Origin of the sequence: Berryella intestinalis (genome assembly GCF_000814825.1) — a bacterium.
In the GTDB taxonomy this organism is placed as follows: domain Bacteria; phylum Actinomycetota; class Coriobacteriia; order Coriobacteriales; family Eggerthellaceae; genus Berryella; species Berryella intestinalis.
Genome location: NZ_CP009302.1, coordinates 654,645 through 671,594 on the forward strand (window position 1 = coordinate 654,645; position 16,950 = coordinate 671,594).

At 64.7% G+C, this 16,950-nt stretch carries 15 protein-coding genes; 11 read left to right on the forward strand and 4 right to left on the reverse strand.

Annotated features, from left to right (window positions below):
• The first annotated feature begins 47 nt into the window (after nucleotides 1-47).
• The 5 genes from JI75_RS02815 to JI75_RS02835 are packed head-to-tail and all read left to right on the forward strand — an operon-like array spanning nucleotide 48 to nucleotide 4,881.
• Complete coding sequence (locus JI75_RS02815) at nucleotides 48-1,079, forward strand: DUF5692 family protein (protein WP_039688594.1); 1,032 nt, start codon at nucleotides 48-50, stop codon at nucleotides 1,077-1,079.
• A 57-nt stretch (nucleotides 1,080-1,136) separates the two neighbouring features.
• Nucleotides 1,137-1,787: a cytochrome c3 family protein gene (locus JI75_RS02820; protein WP_039688596.1), complete on the forward strand. Its 651-nt coding sequence runs from the start codon at nucleotides 1,137-1,139 to the stop codon at nucleotides 1,785-1,787.
• A 13-nt stretch (nucleotides 1,788-1,800) separates the two neighbouring features.
• Complete coding sequence (locus tag JI75_RS02825; RefSeq protein ID WP_039688598.1) at nucleotides 1,801-2,292, forward strand: FMN-binding protein; 492 nt, start codon at nucleotides 1,801-1,803, stop codon at nucleotides 2,290-2,292.
• 2 nt (nucleotides 2,293-2,294) lie between these two features.
• A complete protein-coding gene (locus JI75_RS02830) occupies nucleotides 2,295-4,139 on the forward strand; it encodes an FAD-binding protein (RefSeq protein WP_039688600.1) in 1,845 nt (614 codons plus the stop codon).
• A gap of 13 nt (nucleotides 4,140-4,152) precedes the next feature.
• Nucleotides 4,153-4,881, forward strand: a complete 729-nt coding sequence (locus JI75_RS02835) for a hypothetical protein (RefSeq protein WP_052241543.1) — start codon at nucleotides 4,153-4,155, stop codon at nucleotides 4,879-4,881.
• 319 nt (nucleotides 4,882-5,200) lie between these two features.
• On the opposite strand, the gene JI75_RS08720 is transcribed toward JI75_RS02835, so the two are convergent.
• Nucleotides 5,201-5,821, reverse strand: coding sequence for a type IV toxin-antitoxin system AbiEi family antitoxin domain-containing protein (locus JI75_RS08720; protein WP_205911733.1), 621 nt, complete (start codon nucleotides 5,819-5,821; stop codon nucleotides 5,201-5,203).
• Nucleotides 5,822-6,112: 291 nt separating this feature from the next.
• On the opposite strand from JI75_RS08720, the gene JI75_RS02845 reads away from it, so the two are divergent.
• The gene (locus JI75_RS02845; protein ID WP_039688601.1) at nucleotides 6,113-6,400 is read left to right on the forward strand and encodes a hypothetical protein; all 288 of its coding nucleotides are present in this window, start codon (nucleotides 6,113-6,115) and stop codon (nucleotides 6,398-6,400) included.
• Here the strand turns inward: JI75_RS02845 and nrdG are convergent.
• Nucleotides 6,397-6,951 carry an anaerobic ribonucleoside-triphosphate reductase activating protein gene (gene nrdG / locus JI75_RS02850; protein ID WP_039688603.1) on the reverse strand — a complete coding sequence of 185 codons (555 nt, stop codon included), beginning with the start codon at nucleotides 6,949-6,951 and terminating at the stop codon, nucleotides 6,397-6,399. The two genes, JI75_RS02845 and nrdG, sit on opposite strands and share 4 nt — an antisense overlap.
• A gap of 167 nt (nucleotides 6,952-7,118) precedes the next feature.
• Nucleotides 7,119-9,293 (reverse strand): anaerobic ribonucleoside-triphosphate reductase, encoded by a 2,175-nt coding sequence (gene nrdD, locus JI75_RS02855; protein WP_039688605.1) that lies wholly within the window; start codon nucleotides 9,291-9,293, stop codon nucleotides 7,119-7,121.
• Between the two features lie 464 nt (nucleotides 9,294-9,757).
• On the opposite strand from nrdD, the gene JI75_RS02860 reads away from it, so the two are divergent.
• Nucleotides 9,758-11,080: an NCS2 family permease gene (locus tag JI75_RS02860; protein WP_039688607.1), complete on the forward strand. Its 1,323-nt coding sequence runs from the start codon at nucleotides 9,758-9,760 to the stop codon at nucleotides 11,078-11,080.
• A 215-nt stretch (nucleotides 11,081-11,295) separates the two neighbouring features.
• On the opposite strand, the gene JI75_RS09455 is transcribed toward JI75_RS02860, so the two are convergent.
• On the reverse strand, nucleotides 11,296-12,504 hold the full coding sequence (locus tag JI75_RS09455; protein WP_082019726.1) for a flavodoxin: 1,209 nt from the start codon (nucleotides 12,502-12,504) through the stop codon (nucleotides 11,296-11,298).
• Between the two features lie 419 nt (nucleotides 12,505-12,923).
• Here JI75_RS09455 and trxB point away from each other — a divergent pair, with 419 nt between their 5' ends.
• Genes trxB through JI75_RS02890 form a run of 4 tightly spaced genes read left to right on the forward strand, consistent with a single transcriptional unit; the run spans nucleotide 12,924 to nucleotide 16,867 of the window.
• Entirely contained in the window at nucleotides 12,924-13,868 is a 945-nt protein-coding gene (trxB, locus tag JI75_RS02875) for a thioredoxin-disulfide reductase (RefSeq protein ID WP_039688609.1), read from the forward strand.
• A gap of 60 nt (nucleotides 13,869-13,928) precedes the next feature.
• Entirely contained in the window at nucleotides 13,929-15,011 is a 1,083-nt protein-coding gene (gene prfA, locus JI75_RS02880; RefSeq protein WP_240993208.1) for a peptide chain release factor 1, read from the forward strand.
• A 9-nt stretch (nucleotides 15,012-15,020) separates the two neighbouring features.
• Entirely contained in the window at nucleotides 15,021-16,064 is a 1,044-nt protein-coding gene (locus tag JI75_RS02885) for a N5-glutamine methyltransferase family protein (RefSeq protein ID WP_039688611.1), read from the forward strand.
• Nucleotides 16,064-16,867: an MBL fold metallo-hydrolase gene (locus JI75_RS02890; RefSeq protein ID WP_052241544.1), complete on the forward strand. Its 804-nt coding sequence runs from the start codon at nucleotides 16,064-16,066 to the stop codon at nucleotides 16,865-16,867. The genes JI75_RS02885 and JI75_RS02890 overlap by 1 nt, the downstream gene beginning before the upstream one ends.
• The last annotated feature ends 83 nt before the right edge of the window (nucleotides 16,868-16,950 follow it).

The following is a 16,950-nucleotide window of genomic DNA, read 5'->3' on the forward strand; positions in this document are numbered from 1 at the left end:
GTTCCGGCTGCGCGTCGGAATGAGCGAAACGATGTAAGGAGGAAACGATGTTGTTCGAGGTGTATGGCGATCACGCGCTATACCAGTGGCTTGGCTGGGCGATGGTGTTTTGCGGGCTGATCCTGCTGAACGAGGTCGCACGGCGCTCCAAGGCGGGCGGTATCTTCATGTTCGTCGCCCTGCCCATCGCGATGACCGTGTACTGCGTCGTCGTGACCGCTGCGGCGGGCGCGGGGCTGGATTGGGGCGTGAACAACCCCACGGTGGTGTTCCAGAACGGCTGGTTCCACTACGCGAAGGTGTATGCGGCCCTGGCCGGCTGCGTCGGCTTCATGATCCTGAAGTACCGATGGGGCAGGCTCGGGAAGTCGCAGATGTTCAAGTGCTTCCCGTTCGTGATCGTGGCGATCAACATCCTCATCGCTGTGATCTCGGATTTCGAGTCGGCGGCCCATTTCTTCACCGGGGATTTCTTCATGCAGAACGGTTCGCCGGTGTGGGTCACCTCCGAGCACGCGACCCAGGTGTGCGGCTGGAACAACGTGTTCAACGGGATAGCGGGCATCCTCAACATCTTCTGCATGACGGGCTGGTGGGGCATCTACGTCTCCAAGAAGAAGCACGACATGCTGTGGCCCGATATGACGTGGGTGTTCATCATCTCCTACGACCTGTGGAACTTCTGCTACACCTACAACTGCCTGCCCAACCACGCTTGGTACTGCGGCTTGGCCCTGCTTCTGGCTCCGACGGTTGCCAACGCGCTGTGGAACAAGGGCGCCTGGATCCAGAACCGCGCGTACACGCTGGCGATCTGGTGCATGTTCGCGCAGGTGTTCCCGACGTTCCAGATCAGCTTCCCCGACATGGGCGTCGATAGCATCTTCGCGGTCCAGTCGACCCTGAACGCGACGACGAACACCACGGTGTCGCTGATCGCGCTTGCGGCTAACGTCGCGGCTTTGGGCTACGTGGCCTACCGCGCCAAGAAGCTCGGCGTCAACCCGTACACCCACGAGGTGTTCACCGGCACGCGCGACTTCGACCGCGCGATGGAGCGCCGCGAGGCTGCCGCCTAGGTCCGATGTCGGTTGCCCCTGCCGCTTTGTGCGGCAGGGGTGGGAGAAAGGGAAGCTATGCCTGATAAGAAGACGGCTTCGCCCGCTGCGGCGGAAAGCCTCGGGAAGCGGCCGCGGAGAGGCGGTCCGCGCTGGGCGATCGTCGGCTGCATCGCAGCCGTCGTGGTGGCGGTGGGCGTCGGGTTCAACGTATGGCATGCGACGCCGCAGTTCTGCAACGCGATCTGCCATCAGCCCATGGATTCGTACGTCGAAGGGTACCTGAACAGCGACCAGCCCATCATGGCCGCGCATCGCGAGGCGAACGTGAGCTGCCTTGACTGCCATCCGGCGACGTTGAAAGAGCAGGTCGCCGAAGCGGTTTCGTGGGCTCGGGGCGACTTCGAGACGGACGCTCGGGGCAAGCTCGCGGCGGAGGGCATCTCGTTCGACTACAAGAAGTGCGCAAGCGGCGGATGCCACGATTTCGAGGCGATCGCCGCCTCGACCCAGGATTGGGGCGGTCGCAAGGGCGTGAACCCGCATTTCAGCCACCAGTACTACGGGGGAGAGGATTCGGGCGAGGTTCTGTCCGGGTCGATGGGCGCCTACGCGATGGACTGCTCGTACTGCCATTCGTCGCACGGCACCTCCCAGATGTGGTGCAACGGCTGCCATGATTTCAAGACGCCGGACGGCTGGGAGAACCCGGCTGCGTTGCGGCGGTAGGGAAGGGGGAGTTATGCTTAAACCCCAGGTTATCGTATTGGGGGGCGTGAGCGTCGCCATGGCCGCGGGCCTTGTGGGCTGCGGTGCGTCGTTCGAGGGCTCCGGCTCCAAAGACGCCGCCAGCGCCGAGCAGCTGGCCATCCATACGCCGAACACCTGGATCGACCGGGCCCCGCTCGAGCAGAGGACGGCGAGCGGATCGTATGCCGACGGCACCTACACGGGCGTTGCAAAGGGTATGGACGGGCTGATCACCGTCACGTTGCAGGTGAAGGGAAACGTCATCACCTGCACGCAGATGACCCAGGAGGGCGAGACCCAGAGCGTAGGGGGCTACGAGGCCATCCGCGACGGGGTGTATGCCCGCATGATCGATGCGGCCCAGGATAGCGAGATCGACGCGATCTCGGGCGCCACCATCACGACGCAGGCCGTGCGCGACGCCGTCGCCGATGCGCTTTCCCAGGCTTCGGCCGCCTCGGCCGGCGCGCAGAAGGAGGGCTAGACATGCCTGATAACGGACAGGAACAGAAAAACGGCTGCTCCCGCCGCGACTTTCTGGGGATGGCGCTCGCTGCGACCGCCGGTGCGGTGGCGGCGAACGCGGCGCCCTTGAACGCCTTCGCGGTCGAGCAGGGATTCATTGGCGACTGGTCGGCCGACGGCTCGCATACCGTGGCCGTTCCCGACAGCGCGGCGGGAAACGGGTCGGGCGGCGGGGATGCGACGTACCGCGACCACTTCGCCGGCGCTTTTCCGGCAAACGACGCGACCCCCATCCCTCCGCGCCCGGTTCCCGCATCGTGGGACCTCGAGTGCGACATCGTCGTCGTGGGCGCGGGCGGCGGCGGGCTGAACGCGGCCGCGCGCTCCGCCGAGCTGGGCGCGAAGACCATCTGCGTGGAGTCGGCCGGGCTGCAGGGAGGAAACGCCCAGTCCGCTGGGATGTGCGCGATCCTGGGAGGGTCGCGCCTGCAAGAAGAGCGTCGCTTCGCGCTGCCCTCGTATCCCTTCGACGCCCAGAAGATGACCGACTGGGCCATGGACGAATACCACTTCGCGGCTGATCCGCTGCTCATCCACCGCATCGCCGAGGGAGGGGGCAAGTGCATCGACTGGATGGCCGACTGCGGCGTCCAGTGGAGGCTGGGCGAGGTCCCCGTGTACGTCGCCCCGAAGAACTCGACGCTCGACCACCACGTCCTGAAGATGAAGGACGCCACCGACGCGATGTTCAGCTACGGGCTTCGCAAAGGGGTCGACTTCCGTTTCCAATGCCCCGCGACGGCTCTGGTTCAAGACGGGGACGGACGCGTGGTGGGAATCTACGCGAAAGAAGGTTACGAGCGGGAGATCTCGATCCATGCGAAGAAGGCCGTCATCCTCACGGCGGGCGGTTTCTGCAACAACAAGGCACTGCTCGACAAGTACATTCCGACGGCCGCCATGGGCTGCGCATCGAGCTACCTCCCCTTGGGCGAGACGGGGGAGTGCTTCCGCATGGGCCTGGGCGTTTCGGCCGACGTGTCGGGCTTCAACAGCTCGGCGTCGTTCGACGGCGGTGTCGACTGGGCGTCCGAGGGCGGCCAGTGGGCGCGCTTTCTGTACGACGGCATGACGCAGCTGTCGCGCCAGCCTTGGCTTACCATCGACCGTGCGGGCAACCGCCTTCGCTACATGGACTCGCGCGTGAAGAAAGACGGCGCGGCGGCGATCTATGCGCTGGGGGATCTGGCCACGGTGCAGATGACGCCTCCGGGGCATCGCTCCTACATCATCTTCGACTCGAAGTTCGAGGATCATCTGGCGGGGTTCGCCCAAGAACACTGCCGCAAGCTGATCTCTCCGGACCTCGAGCAGATCGAGAAGGTTCCCGAGCACTACCGGGACTGGCATCACGGCGTCGAGGACGCCATCGAGGCCGACGTGCTGAAGAAGCGCGACACGCTCGAAGAGCTCGAAGCCGATCTGGGCTTCGGCGAGGGGATCCTGGTCGGCGCCGTGGAGAAGTGGAACGAATGCTGCCGCAAGGGTAAGGACGATTTCATGTATCCCATGCCCGAAGAGTGGCTGCACGAGGTGGCGACCCCGCCGTTTTACGGGTGCCGGATCGGCGGCAACCTGTACGGCACGAAGGCCGGCCTCATGATCAACGACCGCATGCAGGTTGTCAGCACGTCGGGCCGCGTTATCCCCGGCCTGTACGCCGGCTGGCATACGGCGGGCGGCGCGTGCGGCGAGAACTCGTATGTGGGCGATGTCATCCTGGGATCTCTTCTGGGCGACGTGAGTCTGGCGTTTTGCGGCGGGTACCTGTGCGGGACGTTCGCCAACGACGCGGAACTCGATTAGGAAGGGGTGGAGTATGTCTGCAGATCTGAAGAAAGGCGCCGCCCCGTTCGGGTCGGTGTTCCTCGGGGGGTTGGTGATCGCCCTGCTCGCGCGCATCGGGGTGTTCGCGCTTGACGCGGTCGGAGCGTTCTCGTACAGCTACCGCGCGGCGACTGCGCCCTATATCCAGACGGGTTCGACGCTCGATCAGCTGTGCATGGCGCTTTCGGGCGGCACCCTGATCGGCTTCATGGTGGCGAGCGGCTTGGCGATGGCGCTTGCGGTTGCGACGGTGCTCGTGTTCGCCTACGTGTACCGCGGCGAATCGGGACGCCGGCTTGCGGGGCCTGCTTTGGTATGGGGCGTCGCGTGCGTGGCGGTGTCCTTGGTGTGCCTCGGGGTTATCGTGGCCGGTTTGTTCTCGGGCGTTCAGCTGCACCAGATAGCCAGCAAGGGGGGCGCCGAGACGAAGATAGTGCTGCTGATGGTGCTGTTGTGCGCATCGACGTTGGTGGCGGCCGCATGCGTGGGCCTCGGCTCGGCGCTTCAGGGCGCTGCGAAAGGCTGGTTCAGGCGCGTGATGGCCAGGTTCGCGGTGTGCGGGGCTCTGGTTTGCGTGTTCACGGCCGGGTCGTTCGGGGCGATCAACGCCGAGAGCGTTTCCCTTCCGTGGGTGATCGGATGGACGCTGTGCGCGATTGCGCTGAACGTCGGGATGATCGCGCTGTTCTCGCGCGAAACCGATCGCGGGGCTTCTCGGTAGGAGGGTTTCCCCGAAGGCCTTGCCGAGGGTTCCTCCGGTAGGTTCGGCGAAAAACGGCTCCGGTGCTGGTTGCGCCGGAGCCGTTTTGCGATCGGTGCCCAGGTTGCGCGGGTCGCTGCCGCGCGAATTTCCATCGTGTGGGTTGCCGTCGCGCGGACTGCCGTCGTCCGGGGCGCACCCTACGAACCGCCGTCGTTCAGGCTGCGCCGCACGAACTGCTGCCGTTCGGATCGCTTGCCGCCGCGAGAACTGCTGCCGCTCGGATCGCTCGCTGCCGCGCGAACTGCTACCGTTCGAGCCGTTGCAGCGCAGATTGCGGTCACGCGAGCCGCTTGCCTTGCCTGCCGCGCGCCGCCATGCGGGCTGCTCGTTTCCTCTGCCGCGCGAAGCCCCTTTCCGTATCCGCCCTCTCCACGCGGGTGATGTATCCGCGATGCATCGCCTCGACAAGTGCTTCTCGCGCTTGGTTGATCCCCATGGTCGTAGATGCGGATATGATGGCGTCGGTGATAGGCTGGCAGGGAATTCCCTTTATCGACACGGGATCGATTTCGCGTGATCGGATGATCTTCACGCTGGCGGGAGCGGCTTCGCTCGATTGGATTATTTCTGCGCTGATATCGATGGTTCGACGTACCCGTTTCGGCGTTGCGACCCATATTGCCGAGGTGTCGGTTGGGGTGAGGTCGAGCAGCGCGACAACGGATTCGCCGTAAAGGAGCGCTTCGTCGCCAACCGCTTTTACGGCGATAGCGTAGGGCGCTTCGGGTTGCGGAGGCCACACGGATACGCGGTAGACGCCCCGTGCGACGCGCGTGAACCTTCCCATGCGCGCTTGTTGCACGAGCTCGGCGTTGGACATACCCAGCTCTGCCGCCTGGGCGGATGTTATCAGCCCGAAGCCGTCGACTGCATCGTATATGCGGGTTGCTTTCGTCATGTCAAAAGTATAGCGAGTTCACTATACTTTTGACCTATTTTTGCGTAAGGGGTTTTTACAGTTATGCGGCGAATCACAGTTGTAGGGAAAAGTGCAGTTGTGTGGAGGGTTGCGATTGTAGGGAGAATTGCAGCTATGTGGAGAGTTGCGGTTGTAGGGAGAATCGCAATTGTGGGGCGAAGGTTTTGTTTTCCGCCAATGTTGTCGGCGGCCTTCACTTTCCGTGCGAACAGTCCATAATCGGATGCGGACGAAGATTCTTTTTCGAGCAGCTTTTCGAGGAGCGCAAGCATGGCGGAAGTTTTGGAAGCGCTGATGTTGGTCAGCTTCGGCCTTTCGTGGCCTTTGAACGCATGGAAGGGGTACAAAGCCGCAACCGCTGCGGGAACGAGCTGGCAGTTCATCGGCCTCATCACGTTCGGATACCTGGCGGGCATCGCCGCGAAGTTCGCGTCGGGCCAGATCACCTGGGTGCTTGCAGTGTATCTGGCCAACCTCGTGGCTCTGGGTGCGAACTGGGCCGTGTACTTCCGCAATCGCCGCCTCGATGCCCGGCGCGAAGCGGCATCGGCGGCTTAATCCATGGTGTGGGTCGAGTAGACCTGCTGATCCTGCCAAAGCTGCACGCTTCCCGCTTCGAGCGTCGCCGGAACGTCGATGATGCGCTGGTTTTCCGACCCCCTGAACCGAAGGGTGATGTTTTTCAGCTCTTCGACGAAGGGGCCGTCGACCAGGATGTCGATGCGCTCCAGGATGCTGTTGGTGAAGGGCGTGTGGCGCGGGCTTGCGGGATCGGTTAGATCCTCGTAGAGATCCCCGGTGTAGATCCAGATGGTCTTGGCGCTGCCGTAGCGGCTTCGTACCGCTTCGATCAGCTCGAGCACGCCCTTCTGGTTGCGCGGCTCCATCGGTTCTCCGCCGAGGATGGAAAGCCCCTCGACGTAGGGGGGCTCAAGGCTGTCGACGACGCGGTCCAGCACCGCGTCGTCGAACTCGTCGCCGTAATCGAACGACCAGGTCTCGCGCTGGAAGCAATGCTTGCAGCGGTGGGTGCACCCCGACACGAACACCGATGTGCGCACACCTTCGCCGTTGGCGATGTCGAAGAACTTCACGTTTCCGTATTTCACAAGATCACCTGGCTTTTAAGAGGAGCGCCCCGCCTCTCTTTCGGGGAAACGGGGCGCATGGTGAGGCGGTTGGGTAGCGCGGTGGGCGCGGTCCTGTTGTTGGGTAGCGCGGCGCGCGCAGTCCTGCGGGTGGATAGCGCAGTGGGCGCGGTTCTGCGGGTCCGGGGCTACAGATGCAGGACGCGGTCCTTGATCTCGGCCGTGCGGCCCTGGTTCCAGAACTGGGTGCCGATGTAGCCGCAGGTGCGCCGGGCGACGTTCAGCTTGTCCTGCTCGCGGTTGCCGCAATGCGGGCATTCCCATACCAGCTTGCCATCTTCCTCGATGATCATGATCTCGCCGTCGTACCCGCATTTCTGGCAGTAATCGGATTTCGTGTTCAGTTCGGCGTACATGATGTGGTCGTAGATGAACTGCATGGTCGCGATGACGGCCTTGAGGTTGTCCTGCATGTCGGGCACCTCGACGTAGCTGATGGCCCCGCCGGGCGACAGCGGCTGGAACTGGCTTTCGAAAGCCAGCTTGTCGAACGCGTCGATGTTCTCGGCCACGTGGACGTGGTAGCTGTTGGTGATGTAGCCGCGGTCGGATACGCCCTTGATGACGCCGAAGCGGCGCTGCAGCGCTTTGGCGAACTTGTACGTGGTGGACTCGAGCGGGGTCCCGTAGATGGAGAAGTCGATGTTGTGCTCGGCTTTCCACTGGGCGCACTTGTCATTCATGTGCTGCATGATCTGCAGCGCGAGCGGCGTGGCCTCGGGATCGGTGTGGCTGCGGCCGGTGAGTGCGTAGACGCACTCGTGCAGGCCGGCGTAGCCCAGGCTGATGGTGGAGTACCCGCCGTACAGCAGGCTGTCGATGACCTCGCCCTTCTTCAGCCGCGCGAGGGCCCCGTGCTGCCACAGGATGGGGGCTGCGTCGGACAGCGTTCCCTTCAGGCGGTTGTGGCGCGCCATGAGGGCGCGGTGGCAGAGCTCCAGCCGCTCGTCGAAGATGGTCCAGAATTTGTCGAGATCGCCTTCGGCGGACAGCGCGGCATCGGGCAGGTTGATGGTGACGACGCCCTGGTTGAAGCGGCCGTAGTACTTCGGCTGGCCGTTCTCGTCCAGGTAGGGAGTGAGGAAGCTGCGGCATCCCATGGGGGTGTAGCAGTGGCCCTCGCCGTTCTTGTCGATCTTGGAGAGCTTCATGATCTTCTCGGACACGTAGTCGGGGACCAGGCGCTTGGCGGTGCACTTGGCGGCGAGCTGTGTGAGGTAGAAGTAGGGCGACCCCTCGGTGATGTTGTCCTCTTCCAGCACGTAGACCAGCTTGGGGAAGGCCGGCGTGATCCAGACGCCCTCCTCGTTCTTCACGCCCTGGTAGCGCTGGCGCAGCGTCTCCTCGATGATCATGGACAGATCGTGCTTCTCGGATTCGGTGCGCGCCTCGTTCAGGTACATGAACACGGTGACGAACGGAGCCTGGCCGTTGGTGGTCATCAGCGTGACGACCTGGTACTGGATGGTTTGCACGCCGCGGCGGATCTCGTCGCGCAGGCGTCCCTCGACAACCTCGTCGATCTTGTCGGACGCGGCTTCGAGCCCGAGGCTGTTGATCTCGTCGAGGACCTCGCGGCGGATGCGCCGGCGGCTCACGTCGACGAAGGGCGCGAGGTGGGACAGCGAGATGGACTGGCCGCCGTACTGGCTGGAAGCCACCTGGGCGATGATCTGCGTGGCGATGTTGCAGGCGGTCGAGAAGCTGTGGGGCTTCTCGATGAGGGTGCCCGAGATGACGGTGCCGTTTTGCAGCATGTCCTCCAGGTTCACCAGGTCGCAGTTGTGCATGTGCTGGGCGAAGTAGTCCGAGTCGTGGAAGTGGATGATGCCCTCTTTGTGGGCCTCGACCACGTCGGAGGGCAGCAGCTTGCGCATGGCGAGGTCCTTGGACACCTCGCCGGCCATGTAGTCGCGCTGGACGGAGTTGACCGTGGGGTTCTTGTTGGAGTTCTCCTGCTTGACCTCTTCGTTGTTGCATTCGATGAGCGCGAGGATCTGGTCGTCGGTGGTGTTCTTGCGGCGCTTCTCGTTTTGCAGGTAGCGGTAGATGATGTACTTGCGCGCCACCTCGTAGCAATCCAGGCGCATGATCTCGTCTTCCACCATGTCCTGGATCTCTTCGACCGACACGGTGTGGCCCGACGCCTCGCACAGATCCGCCACGTTGGCGGCGGCGTACATGACCTGGCGCTCGGTCAGGCGCTGGCTATCCTTGACCTCCTTGTTGGCGGCCGCGATCGCGTTGGCGATCTTGGTGACGTCGAAGGGGACTTCGGATCCGTTGCGCTTGATGATCTTCATGAGCGGGGCCTCTTTTCTGTGCGGTCGGGCGGCGCGGTAGCGGATGCGCTTCGCGGTATGCATGGATGAATAATGAATACGGGTAGGTTGTGATCGGTGGTGACATGATACGCCAAACGGCCCCGCGATGTAAGAGCTGCGGACACAATATATTGTGTCCGCAGTTATATGATTCATCAATACATAGTGTTATTGCAGGTCGTAGGGGGATAAGAGCGCTGTTAACGCTTCGGTAGCGTTTCGCGTACCCGGGCGGCTGCGGATGGTTACGGAAGGGGGAAATATTCACATGCGGTGCGCCGACCTGCGGACCTCTTGAAAAGGTCGGATTGCAAGAGGTCCGCGCATGGCGTTTCGGTGTAGAATCACTCCGTGGTTTTTGTCGTAGGGGAGGGTTCGCATCGTCGGTTCCGCCGATAGGCGGGTACGTTCGCGCACCCTCGGTTCGGAAGGAGAAAAAGGGAGTGGATCGGTTCTTCAAGATTTCCGAAAGGAAGAGCACGGTTGGAAACGAGGTCATCGGTGGTTTGACTACGTTTCTGGCCATGGCTTACATCATTGCGGTCAACCCGTTGATGATGAGCATCGCCGGCATCCCGTTCGATGCCGCCCTCACGTCGACGTGCTTCGGCGCGGCCATCATGACCATCGCGATGGGCATCTTCGCCAACCGCCCGCTGGCGCTCGCCTCGGGCATGGGGATCAACGCGATCGTGGCCTACAGCCTGTGCGGCGCGACCGCGCTCGGCGTGGACTGGCGCGTTGCGATGGCGGTCATCTTCTTGGAAGGCGTGCTCATCCTGGTGCTGGTCCTGTGCGGTCTGCGCAAGGCCATCATGGACGCCATCCCGGTCAACGTCAGGCGCGCCATCGGCATCGGCATCGGCCTGTTCGTGGCGTTCATCGGCCTCAAGGGCGGCGGCATCATCGTCGGCAACGAGGCCACCATCCTCACGCTGGGCGACCTGACCAGCGCTCAGTGCATCGTGGCGCTGGTCGCCATCGCGCTTGCCGTGGTGCTCGAAACCCTGAAGGTGAAAGGCGCCCTGCTCATCTCCATCGTCGTGTCCACCATCGTGGGCATCCCCCTGGGCGTGACGGTCATGCCCACCGAGATGGGCTTCGGCCTCGACTTCTCCGCGTTCGCGGCGCCCTTCCAGATCGATCCGCAGTCCAACACCGTGGCCATCCTGCAGGTCGTCACGACGCCGGCGCTGCTCATGTTCGTGTTCTCGCTTCTCATGAGCGACTTCTTCGACACGATGGGCACGGTCATGGGCGTTGCCGACCGCGCCGACTTCGTCGACAAGGACGGCAACGTCGAGGATATCCAGCCCATCCTCATGGTCGACTCGGCCGCCGCGGCCCTGGGCGGTTTCTTCGGCGCGAGCTCCATCACCACCTATGCCGAGAGCACCGCGGGTGCGGTCGCGGGCGCGCGCACGGGCCTGTCCAACGTGGTCATCGGCGTGCTGTTCGCCGTGTTCGCCTTCTTCGCCCCGGTGGTCGGCATGGTTTCGGCCCCCGCGACGTGCGGCGCGCTCGTGGTCGTGGGCTACCTCATGATGACGGGCGTGGGCGAGATCGACTGGACCTCCATGGATTCGGCGTTTCCCGCGTTCATCACCATCATGGGCATTCCTCTGACCTACTCTATCACCGACGGCATCGGGTTCGGGTTCGTGTCCTACGTGGTCATCAAGGTGGCTCAGGGCAAGATCGGCGAGATCAGGCCGCTTATGTGGGTGGCGACCGTGGCGTTTTTCCTCATGTTCGTATTCGCGTAGGAAGACCCCGCGCCGCATATCGGCGCTTCCCGTTTCCGCTTCCGGCCCCGCAACCGACACGGCTGCGGGGCCGGTTTCTTTCTACCTGCATGGAAGGGCCCGCATCGGATCTGCCTCCCGATGCGGGCCCTGTGGTTGCGGTCGGCTCGAAGACGGCCTTCTTCCCGATTCCCGGCGCTTCGGCACGGGGTTTCGCGCGCCGCGCCCTGCCGACGCTAGGCGAGCAGCGCTCCGACGCGCATGCATTCGGCGGACGCCTCGTCATCGGGGTAGTCTTTGGCTATCAGGGAATCGACGACGTTCACTCCGGCGGCCTCTGCGCGCTGCTCCCACAGCTCCATCCATTCGCCGTCGTTCCAGTCGTAGGAACCGAACAGGACCACCTTGCGGTCGCCCAGAAGCGGCTCGACCTCGTCGTACATGGGGAGGAACTCGGTGTCCTCGAGCTCTTCGTCGCCCATGGCCGGGCAGCCGAAGGCGACGGCGTCGTACCCGTCGAGCCTGTCCGCTCCGAAATCGGACGCCTGGATGATGCTGACCTTGGCTCCCTTGGCCGATGCGCCCTGGGCGACCAGGTCGGCCATAGCCTCGGTGTTTCCCGTTCCGCTCCAGAAAACCACTGCGACGTTGCTCATGTTCGTGCTCCTCACTCGTTCGTTATCGTGCAGGTAGGACCGTTCGCGTTCGCTAAGGAAGCGCAGGCGAGGGCGCTTCGTGCGTGCTCGCCTGCGCTTCATCGGCTCGGGGGCGGCTTCGCCCGGCTTGCGCGGGGCGTGCGCCCGGGTCAGCTCTTCGATGGGAACGCCCGCGCTGAAAAGCTCCCGCAGCTCCTTCGTGCAGGTTCGGAAGCACCCGAAGCAGGCCTGCGCGTCGCGTTCGTTGGCGTATACCTTCCAGCATCCGCAGGCCAGGCAGTTTCGGCCCTGGTTCTCGATGAACCCGACCACGTCTTCGAGCGGATAGCCCAGGAACAGCCCGATCTCGTGGGGAAACCGACGGGCATGGGCGCAAGAGGGCGATGCGTCGGTTTCGGCGACGCGCTGCCTCATGCGCTCGATGTGGGGTTTCACGGCGCAGGTGCGCGGATAGCCGTAGCCTTCCAGAAAGCGCGCCGACTCGGCTCGGCCCAGCATGCGGGAGACCATCGCGGGGCGGTACACGTACACGAGGCTGCCGAAGGGCCGCGTCGCGAGGGTGTCGAGGAACACGCCCAGGGGGGCGAGCTTGGCCTGCGCCTCCCTCAGGGCGCGGCAAAGGTCCGCGTCGGACGCCTCGCGCCGAACGGGGCCCTCGCCCGCTTCGGCGGGAGAGGGGGTTCGCGCGCCGAGGGCGGGCGCGTTGAACAGGCCGCCCGGCTTGATTCCCCGGAGCACGGGAGCGCAGTGGTGCACGATCATGCCCTCGAGGGTCTTCTCCCCGCTCATCCGCCGACCCTCCTTCCCGCGCTAGAAAGTAAAACAGCGCTAACTTAAAGAAGTTAGCTATGGTTGTCAATAGAGGAGTGGTGATTCGCCCGCGGTTTTCCCGTAAACGCCGCAGGGAAATCGGGGATGCGGCCGCAAGCGCGGGATTCGCGGGAACCGTGCCTGATGGAGGGGTGTTCGGGATGGAGGGCGCGCGGGGCGGGGCGCGGTGGTGCCGGGGTCGTTCCGGCTTGGCGGCACGGGCCGGGCCCGGCAACCGGGGCATCGTCGGAAACCGGGGAAGCCTCGGCCCGGTGGCGCAGGCCGGGCGCATGCGGGGGCGGCCGTTACGTAACGTTCGCGCAACTTCGCTTGATCGAACGCCCCAAAGATAATATTGTACACAATTGAATTTAGGGAACATCGAAGGAAGGAGCCCCATGAGCTCTGGAACCGAACAGAAAGACGTGCTCGACGTGGCGGTTGTCGGCGCCGGCCCCGCCGGCCTGACCGCCGGGCTCTACGCTGCCCGCGCCGGCCTGAACGTTGCGGTGTTCGAGCGCATATCCGCAGGCGGCCAGCTCGCCCAGACCGAGATCATCGAGAACTACCCCGGGTTTCCCGAGGGGACGGGCGGGTTCGAGCTCGCCTTCGCCATGCAGCAGCAGGCCGTCAACTTCGGGGCCGTCATGGGCTCCGAGGACATCGTTTCGGTCGACCTCTCCGCATCCCCCAAGGTGCTGCGCGCTGCGAGCGGCAACGAGATCCTCGCCCGCACCGTCATCGTTGCGACCGGAGCCCGGCCGCGCAACCTGGGCATCGACCGCGAGGACGAGCTGAAGGGACGCGGAGTGTCGTATTGCGCGACCTGCGACGGGAACTTCTTCCGCGGGAAGACCGCCGTCGTCGTCGGCGGCGGGGACACCGCCGCGGCCGATGCGATCTACCTGTCGCGCATCTGCGAGAAGGTCTACGTGGTGCACCGCCGCGACAAGCTGCGCGCCACGGCGGTCTACCACAAGCGCCTCGAGGCGCTCCCCAACGTCGAGTTCGTGTGGAACTCCGTTCCCGACCAGCTGGTCTCGGGGGATAACGGCGCTGTGAGCGCCCTGCGCGTGAAGGACGTGGAAACCGGCGAGGTGCGCGAGATCGCCACCGATGCGGTGTTCGTTGCCATCGGGACCGTGCCCAACACCGAGTTTCTGGGCGATGCGCTGGAGCTGAACGAGGGCGGCTACATCGTTTCCGACGAGACGGGCCGCACGTCGGTTCCGGGCGTGTTCGCGGCCGGAGACGTGCGCACGAAGTCCCTTCGCCAGGTTTCAACTGCGATTTCCGATGGTGCGCAGGCTGCGGAGAACGCTGCGGAATTCGAGGGAATCTGATAGCATGGTTCCTTGTGCTTAGACGAAAGAGTCTGTTTCGAAGCGACGAAGGAATATCCCATGCAGGAAGCGAATATGCGCGAGAAGCTCGAGAAGATCATCAGGGCCTACGAAGAACTTCAGGTCAGGATGGGCGATCCCGAGGTCCTCGGGAACCAAAAGGAATACAACCGCCTCGCCAAAGAGTACGCGAACCAGGGCCCGCTCGTTGCGCAGGCCCGCGCCTACGTCGAGGCCGAAGACGACCTGGCGGCGGCCAAGGAGATGCTGGCGGACCCCGATATGAAGGAGTTCGCCCAGGAGGAGATCGCCGCGATCGAGGCGAAGCTGCCCGGCATCGCCGAGGAAGTGAAGTTCATGCTGATCCCGGTCGATCCGGCCGACGAGAAGGACACCATCGTGGAGATCCGCGGCGCGGCGGGCGGCGACGAGGCCGCCATCTTCGCCGGTGACCTGTTCAACATGTACGAGCGCTTCGCCGCCTCACGCAAATGGAAGATCGAGGTGCTGTCTTCCAGCCCGTCTGAAGCCGGCGGGTTCAAAACCATCGAGTTCAAGGTGTCGGGCGACAAGGTGTACTCGGTCATGAAGTACGAAAGCGGCGTTCATCGCGTGCAGCGCGTTCCCAAAACCGAGAGCCAGGGCCGCATCCAGACCTCCACGGCGACGGTGGCGGTGCTTCCCGAAGCCGACGAGGTCGAGATCGACATCAACCAGAACGACCTGCGCATCGACGTGTACCGAGCCGGCGGCCCGGGCGGCCAGTGCGTGAACACCACCGACTCGGCGGTGCGCATCACGCACATCCCGTCGGGCCTGGTGGTCCAGTCCCAGGACCAGAAGTCCCAGCTCCAGAACAAGATCGCCGCCATGGCGGTTCTGCGCGCGCGCCTGTACGACAAGATGCTGGCCGAGCAGCAGGCCGCCGAGGGCGCGGCGCGGCGCAGCCAGATCGGATCGGGCGACCGTTCCGAGAAGATCCGCACCTACAACGCCCCCCAGGATCGCGTGACCGATCACCGCATCGGCTACAACGGCACCTACAACGGCGTGCTGCTGAACGCAGGCGGCGCGGGCCTGGCCGAGCTGATCACGGCGCTGCAGGCTGCCGACCGCGCCAAGAAGCTCGAAGCGGCCGTGTAGGGAAGCCCGATGGCCGATTCTACCGAAACGTGGACTGTCCGTCGCATGCTCGAATGGACCGAAGCGTACCTGGGAGGCAAAGGGGACGAAAACCCCCGTCTGTCGGCCCAATGGCTGGTGGGGGCCGTGTGCGGCCTTTCCCGCGTCGGCCTCTACACCGCGCTCGACCGCCCGCTCGACCCCTCCGAGCTCGAGCGGATGAGGGGGTTCGTGCAGCGCCGCGGTGCGGGCGAGCCGCTTCAGTACATCGTGGGGGAGTGCGCGTTTCGACACATCGCCCTTAAGACCCGCAAGGGGGTTCTGATCCCGCGTCCCGAGACCGAGGTGCTGGTCAGCGAAGCGCTTGCGCTGCTTCCCGCCCGTCCGACCGCGCGGCGGGCCGAAGACGACCTGGTCGATGCGCTTGCCGCCGAGGCCGAGCGCATCGAGGGCGACCCCGCTTTGAGCGGGGTGTCGGATCGGGCGCGCGAGCTGCTGCTTGCGGCGCGGGAAAGCGCGCGTGCCGAGGACCCCGGCAGGCTTCTGGTAGCGGACCTGTGCACCGGGTCGGGCTGCATCGCCTGCTCCTTGGCCTACGAGCACCCGCTCGTGCGCGCGTTTGCCACCGACATCGCCCCCGAAGCGGTGGAGCTCGCCCGCGAAAACGTCGCCGACCTGGGGTTGGCCGACCGCGTCAAGGTGCTTTCGTGCAGCCTGGGCGAAGGGGTTCCCCAGCGGTACCGGGGATGTCTCGACCTGGTCGTTTCCAACCCGCCCTACGTTCCCACCGAGATTTTGGCCGGCATCCCGCGCGAGGTGTCGGATTTCGAGCCCGCGCTCGCCCTTGACGGGGGAGACGACGGCCTCGACGTGTTCAGGCCGCTTGCCGCCTGGGCCTTCGATTTCCTTCGCCCGGGAGGGGCGCTTGCAGTCGAGCTGCACGAGACCTGCCTCGACGGAGCGGCCGCGCATGCGCTCGATCTGGGATTCTCCTCCGTGCGCATCGTGCGCGACCTCGCGGACCGCCCCCGCGTCCTGTGCGCGGTCAAGCCGGGAGACCGGGCGAACGCGTGATGGGGCGCGTGTTCAGGCTCCACGTTCTCGCCAGCGGAAGCTCGGGAAACGCGTCGGTGGTGGAGGATATGCACACGGGCAAAGGCGTGCTCATCGATTGCGGCATCTCGAAGCGGGCCTTCATGGAGGGCTGTGCGGCAACCGGGTTCGATCCGTCCGGGTTGGAGGCCGTCGTCGTCACCCACGAGCATGCCGATCACGTCAAAGGGCTCGGTGTTGTGATGCGGGGCCTTTCCAAGATGGGATGCCGCCCGCCCCTGTACGCCCATGCGGCCTGCATCGAAGCCTCCAGGTCCCTGTCCGACCTTCGGTCGGATTTCGACGTCAGGACGTTTTCGGACGGCGATCAGATATCGGCGGCGGGCATGAGCGCGCATCCGTTTCGCACCTCGCACGACGCCTCGGCGTCGTTCGGGTTCCGCTTCGAATGCGATGGCGACGCCCTCGGCTTCGCGACCGATACCGGCGTGGTGTCCGCGCAGGCGCGCGAGGCGCTCGGCGGCGTGCGCATCCTGGGGCTGGAGGCCAACCACGGGCTGAAGATGCTGGATGCGGCGGAGTACCCGGCGTACGTGAAGAAGCGCATCGCATCCGATCGCGGGCACCTCAACAACGATCAGAGCGCCTCGGAGCTTCGGCTGCTGCTCAGCGCGCGCCTGGAATCCGTGGCGGCCCTGCACGTTTCCGAGAACGCCAACACGTACCGATCCGCGCGCGAAGCGCTCTTAAGCGTCGTGGAGCAGGAAGGCCATCTCGCGTCGGTGCAGGTGGGGTTCCAGCGCCGTCCGATCCTCGTCGGCTGAGGGGGACGCGCCCTTGGCGGCGCCTGCGAAGGCGACGGGGCGCTTGGCCGGGCTCGTTGGGCTCGTCGGGCGGCTCGGCGGCG